The sequence below is a fragment of the Eubacterium ramulus genome, from assembly GCF_003122485.1.
GTDB lineage: Bacteria > Bacillota > Clostridia > Lachnospirales > Lachnospiraceae > Eubacterium_I > Eubacterium_I ramulus_A.
Map to the genome: position 1 here is coordinate 1 of NZ_JRFU01000022.1, position 12,926 is coordinate 12,926.

Annotated in this window: 13 protein-coding genes and 1 other RNA gene; 11 read left to right on the forward strand and 3 right to left on the reverse strand. The window is 43.1% G+C overall.

Annotation, left to right across the window (positions count from 1 at the left end; genetic code table 11):
* Window positions 1-26: 26 nt before the first annotated feature.
* The 3 genes from LG34_RS02255 to LG34_RS02265 all read right to left on the reverse strand — a co-directional run bounded on the left by LG34_RS02255 (window position 27) and on the right by LG34_RS02265 (window position 3,138).
* Entirely contained in the window at window positions 27-1,283 is a 1,257-nt protein-coding gene (locus LG34_RS02255) for an ATP-grasp domain-containing protein (protein ID WP_207657012.1), read from the reverse strand.
* A 150-nt stretch (window positions 1,284-1,433) separates the two neighbouring features.
* Window positions 1,434-2,195: an esterase family protein gene (locus LG34_RS02260; protein WP_109214692.1), complete on the reverse strand. Its 762-nt coding sequence runs from the start codon at window positions 2,193-2,195 to the stop codon at window positions 1,434-1,436.
* 178 nt (window positions 2,196-2,373) lie between these two features.
* A complete protein-coding gene (locus tag LG34_RS02265; RefSeq protein ID WP_109214693.1) occupies window positions 2,374-3,138 on the reverse strand; it encodes an alpha/beta hydrolase in 765 nt (254 codons plus the stop codon).
* Window positions 3,139-3,354: 216 nt separating this feature from the next.
* Here LG34_RS02265 and LG34_RS02270 point away from each other — a divergent pair, with 216 nt between their 5' ends.
* The 11 genes from LG34_RS02270 to ssrS all read left to right on the forward strand — a co-directional run bounded on the left by LG34_RS02270 (window position 3,355) and on the right by ssrS (window position 12,849).
* Entirely contained in the window at window positions 3,355-4,689 is a 1,335-nt protein-coding gene (locus tag LG34_RS02270) for a uracil-xanthine permease family protein (RefSeq protein WP_109214694.1), read from the forward strand.
* 60 nt (window positions 4,690-4,749) lie between these two features.
* Window positions 4,750-5,391, forward strand: coding sequence for an HAD family hydrolase (locus LG34_RS02275; protein ID WP_109214695.1), 642 nt, complete (start codon window positions 4,750-4,752; stop codon window positions 5,389-5,391).
* 100 nt (window positions 5,392-5,491) lie between these two features.
* Complete coding sequence (gene ilvN, locus LG34_RS02280) at window positions 5,492-5,992, forward strand: acetolactate synthase small subunit (RefSeq protein ID WP_021738992.1); 501 nt, start codon at window positions 5,492-5,494, stop codon at window positions 5,990-5,992.
* Window positions 5,993-6,006: 14 nt separating this feature from the next.
* Complete coding sequence (ilvC, locus tag LG34_RS02285) at window positions 6,007-7,044, forward strand: ketol-acid reductoisomerase (protein ID WP_021738991.1); 1,038 nt, start codon at window positions 6,007-6,009, stop codon at window positions 7,042-7,044.
* Window positions 7,045-7,354: 310 nt separating this feature from the next.
* Window positions 7,355-8,629 (forward strand): 3-isopropylmalate dehydratase large subunit, encoded by a 1,275-nt coding sequence (leuC, locus tag LG34_RS02290; protein ID WP_109214696.1) that lies wholly within the window; start codon window positions 7,355-7,357, stop codon window positions 8,627-8,629.
* A complete protein-coding gene (locus LG34_RS02295; RefSeq protein ID WP_109214697.1) occupies window positions 8,629-9,123 on the forward strand; it encodes a 3-isopropylmalate dehydratase small subunit in 495 nt (164 codons plus the stop codon). The genes leuC and LG34_RS02295 overlap by 1 nt, the downstream gene beginning before the upstream one ends.
* 129 nt (window positions 9,124-9,252) lie before the next feature.
* Window positions 9,253-10,746 (forward strand): threonine synthase, encoded by a 1,494-nt coding sequence (thrC, locus tag LG34_RS02300; protein ID WP_109214721.1) that lies wholly within the window; start codon window positions 9,253-9,255, stop codon window positions 10,744-10,746.
* 8 nt (window positions 10,747-10,754) lie between these two features.
* The gene (locus tag LG34_RS02305) at window positions 10,755-11,117 is read left to right on the forward strand and encodes a hypothetical protein (protein WP_109214698.1); all 363 of its coding nucleotides are present in this window, start codon (window positions 10,755-10,757) and stop codon (window positions 11,115-11,117) included.
* Between the two features lie 354 nt (window positions 11,118-11,471).
* Window positions 11,472-12,122 carry a deoxyribose-phosphate aldolase gene (deoC, locus tag LG34_RS02310; RefSeq protein ID WP_109214699.1) on the forward strand — a complete coding sequence of 217 codons (651 nt, stop codon included), beginning with the start codon at window positions 11,472-11,474 and terminating at the stop codon, window positions 12,120-12,122.
* Entirely contained in the window at window positions 12,058-12,513 is a 456-nt protein-coding gene (locus LG34_RS02315; protein WP_242979780.1) for a cytidine deaminase, read from the forward strand. The genes deoC and LG34_RS02315 overlap by 65 nt, the downstream gene beginning before the upstream one ends.
* A 155-nt stretch (window positions 12,514-12,668) precedes the next feature.
* Window positions 12,669-12,849: non-coding RNA, 6S RNA (gene ssrS / locus LG34_RS02320), on the forward strand.
* The last annotated feature ends 77 nt before the right edge of the window (window positions 12,850-12,926 follow it).

Genomic DNA, 12,926 nt, shown 5'->3' on the forward strand with positions numbered 1-12,926 from the left:
CGCTGACCAGAATCACGCACCAAGTCTCACGTGCGTTCGACTTGAACTACAATAGTTTCTGCTGTTTCAGATTCTTCAGAAGTATCAACCTCTTTCAATCTGGTTACATCCGCAAAGAACGCATTGAGTGCTTCTTCGGTATCAAAAGTAGCCAGATACATCTGATTTCCCATGGCATCTGACAATGCATCCGGCATACGTTCTACCATCTTGAGTTGCTCCGTGTATTTTTCGATAATAGCATCCGGTGTCATAGCAAAATCCTTGCCATCCCGCAATCCTGCAAAGGCACAGAAGTGGTGAGCACCGACTGTTTTTTGTGTAGAATCATAGGCAACCATGTCTGCCCAGATTTTATACACATCGGTTTCACGGGCAAAATTGATCATATCCGGGGTAAATCCGCCGGAAGGACGCATATTGACTTCCAGTGCCATCAGATCGCCCTTTTTGCCGAGCCCTTCATGGTCAGAGAGCAGGCGAAAAAATTCAAAATGCACGAACCGGCTGCGCACACCAAAACTTTTTACGGTTTCTCTGCCGAGATGGCGGGTGTCATCTGCCAGATCTTTCACAATGTAGAAAAGCGCGTTGTCGGCGTTGTTTACGATATCCATGATAGACATCGGTGTAACATTTCCTGCTTCAAAAATCGGATTGCCGTGAGAGTCGATGATCGCATCGTAGGAATTGATCTCAGCGTTGATAAATTCTTCCATGATATAAACGGTATCATCCCATTTGTTGGCGAAGAAATTGCCAAGTTCTTCATCAGAAGAAATTTTGAACGTATGGGAGGCTCCGACACCGTTATCTGGTTTCGTAACAACAGGATATCCAACTTCATGAATGAAATTCAGACAGCCCTCATAGTTGTCTACCATGTGATAACGGGCCACCGGAATACCGACACGCTGATAATATTCTTTCATACGGGATTTGTACTTGATACGCGGCATGTCCTCATTGTGAAAACCGCTTGGAATATTGAAATCCGTACGCAGACGGGCATCCTGCTCCAGCCAGTATTCATTGTTGGATTCTAACCAGTCAATCCGGCCGTAATGCCAGATAAAGTAGCCGACAGCACCATAGACTTCATCGTAGTTTTCGAGGCTGTCTACTTTATAATATTCCTGCAGGCTTTCCTGAAGCTCCGGACGCAGGTCGTCATAAGGGCAGTCGCCGATACCCAGAACATTCATGCCATTTTCTTTTAATTCATGGCAGAAGTGCCAGTAATTCTCCGGAAAATTCGGAGAAATAAAAATCACATTTTTCATAGTTCTTCTCTCCCTGTTGTATTCTAATCCATTTATTATCTTATAGTAAAAGTTACAATTGGCTATCTGCTAAAATATCATTAGCCAGTACAAATAAATCGGTATGTAAAAATATATATAGGAAAACATGCTAAATTTTTTCACTACAAATCATACCGGATCGTACAGCAAATGCGGTACAAAATAAGTTACCTGTTTATACCACCAGTCCCAGTCATGGGCACAGTCATATCCCCAGAAATCCACCCAAGCCGGAATCTGTTTCTGCTGTAGAATATCCCGCAGTTGATAGGTGCTGGAAGGTTCTTCCCATGGACCCTGACCGACACAGATGATGGCTTTGCGGTGACGGTACAATTCCATGTAAGGGTGATCCGCCGGTAAATTTGGCAGATAGTGAACCGGTGAGTTCATATAAACCAGATCATCCATATAAGAACCAAATCCGTAGGTGGCATCGTAAATTCCGCTTAATGCCAACAGACCATTAAAAAGATCCGGGCGACGGAAATACAGGTTGGCTGCATGGGTAGCACCAAGACTGCATCCAAAAGCAATGATTCCTTTGTCAGTATAATCGGACTGACATTCTCTCATTTTTGCATGGATAAAAGGAACCATCTCATCGGTGAGATAGCGGAACCAGTCTTCGTGGCGACAGATACGCCAGCGTGGATCGCCGTTTGTGTTGGACCAGGTCTCTGTATCAATGGTATCCACCGTGAAAATGGTGACTTCTCCGGAATCGATCCATGGTGCCCAGACATCCGTCATGTGGAAGTTTTCAAAGTCGAAAAAACGTCCGTCCTGACAGGGGATAAACAGGATCGGCTGTCCGCCATGACCGTACAGTTTGCATTCCATATTCCGACCGAGTGCGGGACTGTAATTTTTAAAATATTGTATGTTCATGTGGAAAAATACTCCTTCCAATAAGTATCGGACAATCATAAAAGTGATTAGGACACAGTGGGTAGAATTTGTGTTTCTTCTATATTATTTAAGCGTTTGTGTGAACAGATTGCATGTATGTACAGGTATCATGAAATTGTATTCATGTTATTATAACTGATGATCGTAAGAAATTTTATTACAGATCATACATCAGTGTATTCATAAAAAACGGAATCTGTTTTTCCCAGCTTGCCTCACAATGTTCGCCGTTCGGTACGATGCGGCAGTCCAGATAAATGTTTTTCTCCAGAAGAAGATTAGCCGCCTGACCAAAAGACTGGTCCATTTTTCGATGCTGTTTCATTTCACGGCTTCCATAGTCCATGTATAAAATGCTTCCAGAAAGCGGGCGGGAACGCCGGATCATCTGCATAAAGTCGTTTGGCGCAATCCACAGGGACGGGGAGAGTGCCGCTGCGCGGGAAAAAAACTGATTGTAGTGCAAAAGTGCGTAAATACTCATCAGTCCGCCCATGGTACTTCCTGCGATAAAGGTGTGCTCCCGATCCGGAAGCGTTCGGTAATGTGTATCAATGTATGGTTTGAAGGTGCGGGTCAGCCAGTCCATGGTGATCTTGCCCTTACCGGTTATTTTGCCTTCCTTTGGTAAAGTAAAGTCATAAGGGGAATATTCCTGCAACCGTCCGTGATCCGGGCTGTGGTTGCATTCGATGCCAACGATGATCAGCGGGGTATGGGTGTATTCTATATATTCTTTCAATCCCCAGGATTTCCCATAGGTGGCATGACTGTCAAAAAAGAGGTTATGACCGTCAAACATGTACAATACCGGAAAACACCGGTTGGTGTCATAAGTGTATGCCTCTGGCAGACAGATGTATGCACTTCGCACTTCGTCTCCGGTGAGTTCCGGAATAGTGATATCCCATTTTTCTATCATAAAAAACCTCCGTTATTAATTCAAAAATTGTGTGATCATTCAGAAACATATCGATGTGTTGGTTCTGAATTATTACAATTTATCATAGCACAGTGGCAAAGAATTGGCAAGAAAGTACAGACTGTCATTGCAATACAAAACTATAGATGTTATGATGAGAGTGTTTTGTGTCTGTCGAAAGACAGCATGTAAAAAAAGAAAATAAGAGGTATGAAAATGAAATCAAAAGAGAATGCAACGATCGGAAATATTTACCGGTTGAATGGGCGTGTGCCGTTGCTGAAGGCAATTCCCTTCGGCCTGCAGCATGTGCTTGCAATGTTTGTATCGAATCTGACACCAATCACCATGATCGGTCTGGCTTCCGGTTTAAGCGGTAAGGAACTGGCGGTTCTGTTACAGAATGCCATGTTTGTTGCAGGTATCGCAACATTGATCCAGCTGTATCCGGTATGGAAAGTCGGTGCAAAACTGCCGATCGTTATGGGTGTAAGTTTTACTTTTGTAACGATCTTAAGTTACGTGGGTGGCACGTATGGATATCCGACGATGATCGGTGCCGTTTTGGTCGGCGGTGTCTGTGAGGGTGTCCTTGGTCTGTTCGCAAAATACTGGAAGCGGTTTATCACACCGGTGGTTTCCGCATCCGTTGTTACAGCCATTGGTTATTCCCTGTTTACCGTAGGTGCCCGTTCTTTTGGCGGCGGCTATACCGATGATTTCGGTTCCGTACAGAATCTGGTGCTTGGTCTGGTGACACTGGCAGTCTGCCTGATCTTCAATGCCGTGGCAAAAGGATATTTAAAACAGTTGTCCGTGCTGGTCGGACTGATCGTAGGCTATATTATTGCATTATGCATGGGACAGGTCGATCTGTCCGGTATGCTGGATGGCGGTCTGATCTCTTTGCCGCACCTGCTTCCGTATCGCCCGGAATTTAATCTGAGTGCGATCATTTCCGTTGCCATTATTTTTATGGTATCCGCAGCAGAAACGATAGGTGATTCCACTGCTCTTGTGGCCGGCGGCCTTGGTCGTGAGATTACAGAGAAAGAGATTTCCGGAGCACTGGCATGTGACGGTTTCGCAAGCTCTATTTCCGGATTATTCGGATGCCCGCCGGTTACTTCTTTCAGCCAGAACGTAGGTCTGGTCAATATGACAAAAGTAGTCAACCGTTTTACGATTATGACAGGTGCCGTTTTTATGATCCTTGCAGGTCTGTTTCCGCCAATCGGTAATTTTTTTGCAAGTCTGCCGCAGTCCGTGTTGGGCGGATGTACCATTATGATGTTTGGTACGATCATGATCAGTGGTATCCAGATGCTGGCAAAGACAGGTTTTTCTCAGAGAAATGTAACGATCGCGGCATTATCCCTTGCCATTGGTATCGGATTTACATCCACCAGTGAAGTGGAGATCTGGAATATTTTCCCGCAGATCGTCAAAGACGTATTTTCCGCAAACTGCGTGGCAGTTGTATTTGTGGTAGCGATCATTCTGAGCCTGATCCTGCCGAAAAATATGGAGATCGAAAAAATCAGTGAGTAAAAAGCAAATATAAATAGTAGAAGCAGCATCTGTGGACTGTGTGCAAAAGTGAGGAAAAGTATGAATACGATTTTGTTTGATATGGATGGAACTTTATTTGATACGGAAAAACATTATCAGTGGGCGTGGCGCAAGGCAATCGCGGATGCCGGATATGAACTGGATGCGTCAGAGGTGCTGAAATTACGAAGCCTTGGTGCCCCGTATAATGTTGCCCAGTTTCAGGAGTGGTTTGGAGAAGAGGTCGATTATCGTGCGATCCGTCAGGAGAGAGTAGATCTGATGAAAGATATGCTGGCACATGAAATTCCGTTGAAGCCGCAGGTGCCACAGACACTGGAAAAATTGCGCCAGATGGGATATTCGATGGCAGTTGTTACAGCGACGGCACAGGAACAGGCAGTCAGCAATCTGAAACTGGCAGGGTTACTTCCGTTTTTTGACCATGTGATCAGTGCATCTATGGTAAAACGCGGAAAACCGGCGCCGGATGTGTATCTGTATGCCTGCGAGGTATTAGGGGTTCAGCCGGAAAACTGCTATGCGGTGGAGGATTCCCCAAATGGTGTGATGTCGGCACATGCAGCCGGATGCCGTACCATTATGATCCCGGATCTGTCACAGCCGGATGCGGAACTTTCCCGGTTACTGTACCGAAAGCTGGATACTTTTGGGGAACTTATAAATATATTGAAAAAGTGAAAAAATATTCGCAAAATAGACAAAATCGGGTAAACCATACCCTTGACAAAGAAAATAGATGTTGCTAGAATGTGCAGTAACGTAGAAAGGTGGTTTTCACATGAGAAAACAAGTGTTATCTCTGTTAGTTGAGAATACTTCCGGTGTTTTAAGCCATATTTCCGGACTGTTCAGCCGACGTGGATATAATATAGACAGTTTTTCCGCAGGCGTGACAGCAGATCCGAGATTTACCAGAATTACAGTAGTTTCCAGTGGAGATGAACAGATTCTGGAACAGATTGAGAAACAGCTGGCGAAACTGGAAGATGTAATTGACATTAAAAAACTTCAGGATGGAGAGTCCGTATGCCGTGAACTGATCCTTGTAAAGATAAAGATCAATGATACACAGCGTCAGGCAGTACTTTCTGTTGCTAATATTTTCCGGGCAAAGATCGTGGATGTCTCTAATGACTCCATGGTGATTGAATTGACCGGTGGCCAAAGTAAGCTTGATGCTTTTTTGGATTTGTTGAGAGGATATGACATTCTTGAGCTGGCTCGTACCGGAATTACCGGACTGAGCAGAGGTTCTTCGAATGTTACTATTATAGATTAAATAATCATTTGCAAATGGAGGATAAGACAATGGCAAACGCAAAGATTTATTACCAGGAAGATTGTAACCTTTCTCTTTTAGAAGGTAAAACAATCGCAGTGATTGGCTATGGTAGCCAGGGACATGCACATGCATTAAATGCAAAGGAGTCCGGATGTAATGTCATCATTGGTCTTTACAAAGGCAGCAAATCCTGGGCAAAAGCAGAAGCACAGGGCTTCGAAGTATATACAGCAGCAGAAGCTGCAAAAAAAGCTGATATCATCATGATTCTGATCAATGATGAGCTTCAGGCAGATATGTATAAAAAAGACATTGAGCCGAACCTTGAGGCAGGCAACATGTTAATGTTTGCTCATGGTTTCAACATCCACTTCGGATGCATCAAACCACCAGCAGATGTTGATGTTACAATGATCGCTCCGAAAGGACCGGGTCATACAGTAAGAAGCGAGTATCAGGCAGGCAAAGGTGTTCCGTGTCTGGTAGCTGTAGAGCAGGATGCTACAGGAAAAGCTATGGATCTTGCACTTGCATACTCACTGGCAATCGGTGGAGCAAGAGCCGGTGTTCTTGAGACAACCTTCCGTACAGAGACAGAGACAGACCTCTTCGGTGAGCAGGCAGTACTTTGTGGTGGTGTTTGTGCATTAATGCAGGCTGGTTTCGAGACTCTGGTTGAGGCTGGATATGATCCGAGAAATGCTTACTTCGAGTGTATCCATGAGATGAAACTGATCGTAGACTTAATTTACCAGTCAGGTTTCGCTGGAATGAGATATTCTATCTCTAACACAGCTGAGTATGGCGATTACATTACAGGACCGAAGATCGTTACAGAAGATACAAAGAAAGCAATGAAGAAAATCCTTTCCGATATTCAGGATGGTACATTTGCAAAAGAGTTCTTACTGGATATGTCTCCGGCAGGACGTCAGGTTCACTTCAAAGCTATGCGTAAATTAGCAGCAGAGCATCAGTCTGAGGCTGTTGGTGCTGAAATCCGTAAACTTTACAGCTGGAATGGCGAAGATAAGTTAATCAATAACTAATCAGAAATACAAGACGGGGGTTGCGCATGCGCAGCCCTCTTTTTTAACTAAATGAAGGAAGTCCTCCTGCTTTGATTGCGTAAAGCAATAAGCAGGGCAGGGCTTCTCTTTATCAGGAGGGAATGTATAACCTTCTGATAAGCGGCATAGCAGCTATTTGGTTATGAGCAAGTAGCGTAAGCGGATTGCGAATATCCGCTTGACTCTTGTATTCTGAAAATGTGTATGATAAAATATTGTTTAATGAGTTGATTTACTACAGTAAAGTGATAAAATATATTTTACTGTGAAACATAAGGAGGAACATACAATGGGAATGACTATGACACAGAAAATTCTTGCTGCCCATGCAGGACTTGATTCTGTAACAGCCGGTCAGTTAATTGAAGCAAAACTGGACGTTGTTATGGCTAATGATATTACTGGTCCGATGGCGCTGCCGATTTTTCGACAGATGGCAGACAAAGTATTTGATAAGGATAAAGTAGTACTCGTACCGGACCATTTTACACCGAATAAGGATATCAAATCCGCAATCAACTCCAGATCTATTCAGGATTTTGCAAAAGAGCAGGGACTGAAATGGTATCTGGTACAAGGAAAATGTGGTGTAGAGCATGCAATTTTACCGGAGTATGGAATCGTTGTAGCCGGTGAATGTATCATCGGTGCAGATTCTCATACCTGTACATATGGTGCACTTGGTGCATTTTCCACCGGTGTAGGAACTACTGATATCGCAACAGGTATGGCAACCGGAGAACTCTGGTTCAAGGTTCCGTCCGCGATTAAATTCGTACTGACTGGAAAACCGGGTCCGTATGTCAGTGGAAAAGATGTTATTATCCACATCATCGGCAAGATCGGTGTAGATGGCGCATTATACAAATCTATGGAGTTTGTCGGCGATGGTATCGCAAACCTGACCATGGATGACCGTTTCACTATGGCAAACATGGCGATTGAAGCAGGTGCTAAAAACGGTATCTTTATCGTAGATGACCAGACCAGAGCTTACATGGACGCTCATTCGGATAAACAGTATACCACTTATGAGCCGGATGAAGATGCACAGTATGATCAGGTCGTTGAGATTGATCTGTCTGAAGTCCGTCCAACCGTTGCATTTCCACATCTTCCGGGCAATGCAAAGACAATTGATGAAGTAGAGGCTATGGAGCCGATCAAGATCGATCAGGTAGTGATCGGATCATGTACAAACGGACGTATTTCCGATATGAGAAAGGCGGCAGCAATTTTAAAAGGACATACCGTTCATCCGGATGTACGTGTTATGGTTGTTCCTGCTACACAGGAAGTATACAAAGAATGTATCAAAGAAGGTCTTGTTGATATCTTTATCGATGCAGGCTGTGCATTTAATACACCAAGTTGCGGACCATGTATGGGCGGTCATATGGGTGTTATGGCTCCGGGTGAGAAATGTGTATCTACCACAAACCGTAACTTTGTCGGAAGAATGGGAGATGTAGAGTCTCTGATCTATCTGGCATCTCCGGAGGTGGCAGCAGCAAGTGCGATTGCAGGTTATATCGCAAATCCTGAGAAAGTAGGTGACAAATAATGAAAGCAGCAAAAGGACATGTATTTAAATATGGTGACAACGTAGATACTGACGTAATCATTCCGGCAAGATATCTGAATTCATTTGACGCTCAGGAGCTTGCAAGCCATGCAATGGTTGATATCGATCCGACTTTTACACAGCGTGTACAGCCGGGTGACATTATCGTGGCAAGAAAGAACTTTGGATGCGGTTCTTCCAGAGAACATGCACCGTTATGTTTAAAGACCGCAGGTGTGAGCTGCATTATTGCAGAGACATTTGCACGTATTTTTTATCGTAATTCCATCAATATCGGACTTCCGATCATTGAGTGCCCGGAAGCATCCCGTGAGATCGAGGAAGGCGATGAGGTAGAAATCGATTTCGACAGTGGTAAAATCTATGACCGTACAAAAGGAACCGAGTATCAGGGACAGGCTTTTCCACCATTTATGCAGAAAATCATTGACAGTGAAGGTCTGGTAAATTATATTAACAGCAAACGAAAATAATTGTGATCTGTCAGGTGTTTTCCAGAACAATAGCTTCTGCGTATGATCAGGAGAAAATTGTGGAAATACCGGATGAAAATTTTATGTGAGAGTAGAAAAAGCGAGACAGCAGACAGAAAGGAAGAAATTATGGCAATTTTATATGCAAATACCAGAGATGCATCAGAGAAAGTAACTGCCTCCCAGGCAATTTTAAACGGACTGGCAAAGCATGGAGGATTGTATGTGCCGACAGAAATCCCGAAACTGGATATTCCGGTAGAGGAACTGGCAAAAATGAGTTATCAGGAGACTGCATACGAAGTTATGAGCCGATTCCTGACAGATTTTACAGAGGAAGAACTGAAAAACTGTATCGATCGTGCTTATGATTCCAAATTTGACACACCGGAAATCGCACCGTTAGTAGAAGCAGACGGCGCTTATTATCTGGAACTGTTCCACGGTGCAACCATTGCATTCAAAGATATGGCATTATCCATTCTTCCGCACCTGCTGATTACAGCAGCCCGCAAAAATGAGGTAAAAGAGGATATTGTTATTCTGACCGCTACTTCCGGAGATACCGGCAAAGCAGCGCTGGCAGGTTTCGCAGATGTAGAAGGAACCAAGATCATTGTATTTTATCCGAAGAACGGTGTCAGCCCGATTCAGGAAAAACAGATGGTTACCCAGAAAGGTGATAATACATTCGTTGTAGGAATCCACGGAAACTTTGACCAGGCACAAACCGGTGTAAAACAGATGTTTTCTGATCCGGAGATGAAAGAAGAACTGCTTCAGGCAGGATACCGTTTCTCCTCCGCAAACTCCATCAATATCGGACGCTTGGTTCCGCAGATCGTTTACTATGTATATGCATATGCAAAAATGTATGCAAACGGCAGAATCGCTGAGGGTGAGCCGATTAATGTAGTAGTTCCGACTGGAAACTTTGGTAATATTTTAGCAGCATATTATGCAAAAAATATGGGACTTCCGATTGCAAAACTAATCTGCGCATCCAATGAGAACAAAGTATTATACGATTTCTTCCGCACCGGAGAATACGACAAAAACCGTGAATTTATCCTGACTTCTTCACCGTCGATGGATATTCTGATCTCCAGCAACTTAGAACGTCTGATCTACCGCATTGCCGGTGAGAGCGCAGATGAGAATGCAAAACTGATGGCAGCATTATCCAAAGATGGAAAATATGTCATCACAGACGAGATGAAGGCGCAGTTAGAGAACTTCTACGGCAATTACACAACGGAGAAAGAGACAGCAGAAGTAATATCTTCATTATATGAGAAGACAGGTTATGTCATTGATACACATACAGCAGTAGCAGCCGGCGTATACGGAAAATATAAAGCAGAGACAAAGGATGAGACAAAAACAGTCATCGCTTCAACTGCAAGCCCGTTCAAATTTACAAGAAGTGTTATGGATGCTATTGATGAGAAATATGATTCCATGACAGATTTTGAACTGGTAGACGAACTCTCAAGGATTGCGAACGTTAAAGTTCCGCAGGCCATCGAGGATATCCGCAGTGCGGAAGTACTTCATAAGACCGTATGCGAAGTTGCGGAAATGCCGAAGGTGGTAAAAGAGTTTCTTAAAATGGGAGAATAAGAGTAGGCATGGTTGTAGCAGCAGCGCTTAATAGAGACGGGGTTATGAGCATTGTAGATGTGATTTTGATTATTTGCGGTATTTACTGTCTGTTTACTGCAGGCAAGATGAAATGCGAACATCAGATTCCAAAATGGTTGTTTTCCGAACAGGAACTGTATCATATTCGGCAGCCAAAAGAGTTTTGTGAAGTAATGTCACCAAAGACCATTATTTTTGGTGTTTTGTGTATGCTTTTTGGTGTATGGGGACTGATTACAGAGTTTCTTATTACGAATAAATTGGCAGAAGCGATTGGAATTGGTATTTTTCTGGTTGGAATTGCATGGTACATGGCTCAGCTTAGCAAAGCAAAGAAAACATATGGATAAGAAATATATGTAGAAGTAAAAACAGACAGAAGGGTTCAGGGAATATGGAGTAATTTACATTTCCTGAATCTTTCTTTTTTTATTGAAAAAAATTTAATGATCATTTTTCCGAAACACAGTATATATTAATTCACATCTGTAAGCAAGATGGCATTGAAAGTAAGTTCTATTATAAGTGATACAATAATTAAAAAAACAGACTGCCTTATGATATTAATAAGTTATAGTAATTGTTGCCCGGAAACAGAAGGAAAATGCATATTTGTTGTGACAATTTCTGAAAATATCAGTAAGTATAGATTTTTTGTACAAAATGTATTATGATTGATATATTCGTAAAAATGAGGTAAAGATATGAAGAAAGAAGAATTGTACAGATTTGTCGATCATACTGCATTAAAAGCAGTAACGACCTGGAAAGAGATTCAGCAGTTATGTCAGGAAGCGCGTTTCTTCCGCATGGCTTCTGTATGTATTCCAAGCAGTTATGTAAAGCGTGCACATGAGTATTTTCCGGAATTAAACATTTGCACAGTTGTTGGTTTTCCGCTTGGCAATGCGAATACAGAGGCAAAGCTGATGGAGACACGTCAGGCATTGGCGGATGGCGCCAGCGAGATTGATATGGTGATCAACCTTGGCATGGTGAAAAACGGACAGTATCCGCAGGTAACCGAAGAAATTCGGCTGCTGAAACAGGAAGTTGGGGATAAGATTTTAAAAGTTATCATCGAAACCTGTTATCTGACCGAAGAAGAAAAAATCGAAATGTGTCATGCTGTTACTGCAGCTGGAGCGGATTTTATCAAGACATCTACTGGATTTGGAACCGGAGGAGCAACTTTGGAAGATGTTTGTCTGATGAAAGAGCATATCGGACCGAATGTAAAGATCAAAGCTGCCGGAGGTATTCGTTCCAAAGAAGATATGGAGCAGTATATTGAAGCAGGATGCAGCAGAATCGGTACAAGCAGTGCAATTTCCATGCTGCAGGACGGAGAATAACATGGATGTAACGGAACTGATCAAAAAAGCAGCAAAAGCGAAAGAAAAAGCATATGTGCCGTATTCCGGTTTTTATGTCGGTGCAGCGCTGCTGTGCAAAGATGGTACCGTATTTACCGGATGCAATATTGAAAATTCTGCTTACGGACCAACAAACTGTGCGGAGCGTACCGCGATTTTTAAAGCCGTTTCAGAAGGTTATCGTGAATTTCAGGCAATTGCGATTATCAGTGACAGCGAAGAAGTAACGTCACCTTGCGGTGTCTGTCGTCAGGTGATGGCAGAGTTTTGCGGACCGGAGTTTGAAGTGACTATGGTAAGCTGCAAGGGCGATTACAAGACAGTTACATTAGAAGAACTGCTGCCTTATGCTTTTTCAATGAAAAAGTAGAAGTAGATGATCGTTTGTCTATGTGTTCTTTTGAAAATAAAAAGTTTACGTTAAGTTCATGTAGTAGATAAACCGTGCCAGAACTTTCCTGAAAAAAATTTGAATTTTTTATTGTCAAGATGCACATAGTAAAGTATAATCATTTATAGCGAAAGCGATTCCTGGGGTGTGCGAGAACCCTGCTATTTTGAACCTACATTTTCTTTTATGGGAATCTTAAATCGCCGGCTGGATGCCAGGCCACCGAATATGCAGTGGAAGGCAGAAGACCGGTTGCGGAATCCCCCCTAGCGTTGCTAGGAGTCAAAATTGCAGGAACGGCACTCTGGGATCACAAAAGAGAAAGACCTACGTTACAAAAGATAAAAAACATAAAATACAAAAGAGAATCACCGGATATGATGTGAATGCGT

Bases quoted from the DNA above. Each gene is read 5' to 3' on its own strand.
- LG34_RS02255 (WP_207657012.1), bottom strand. From the start codon at position 1,283: ATGAAAAATGTGATTTTTATTTCTCCGAATTTTCCGGAGAATTACTGG.
- LG34_RS02260 (WP_109214692.1), bottom strand. From the start codon at position 2,195: ATGAACATACAATATTTTAAAAATTACAGTCCCGCACTCGGTCGGAAT.
- LG34_RS02265 (WP_109214693.1), bottom strand. From the start codon at position 3,138: ATGATAGAAAAATGGGATATCACTATTCCGGAACTCACCGGAGACGAA.
- LG34_RS02270 (WP_109214694.1), top strand. From the start codon at position 3,355: ATGAAATCAAAAGAGAATGCAACGATCGGAAATATTTACCGGTTGAAT.
- LG34_RS02275 (WP_109214695.1), top strand. From the start codon at position 4,750: ATGAATACGATTTTGTTTGATATGGATGGAACTTTATTTGATACGGAA.
- ilvN (WP_021738992.1), top strand. From the start codon at position 5,492: ATGAGAAAACAAGTGTTATCTCTGTTAGTTGAGAATACTTCCGGTGTT.
- ilvC (WP_021738991.1), top strand. From the start codon at position 6,007: ATGGAGGATAAGACAATGGCAAACGCAAAGATTTATTACCAGGAAGAT.
- leuC (WP_109214696.1), top strand. From the start codon at position 7,355: ATGGGAATGACTATGACACAGAAAATTCTTGCTGCCCATGCAGGACTT.
- LG34_RS02295 (WP_109214697.1), top strand. From the start codon at position 8,629: ATGAAAGCAGCAAAAGGACATGTATTTAAATATGGTGACAACGTAGAT.
- thrC (WP_109214721.1), top strand. From the start codon at position 9,253: ATGGCAATTTTATATGCAAATACCAGAGATGCATCAGAGAAAGTAACT.
- LG34_RS02305 (WP_109214698.1), top strand. From the start codon at position 10,755: ATGGTTGTAGCAGCAGCGCTTAATAGAGACGGGGTTATGAGCATTGTA.
- deoC (WP_109214699.1), top strand. From the start codon at position 11,472: ATGAAGAAAGAAGAATTGTACAGATTTGTCGATCATACTGCATTAAAA.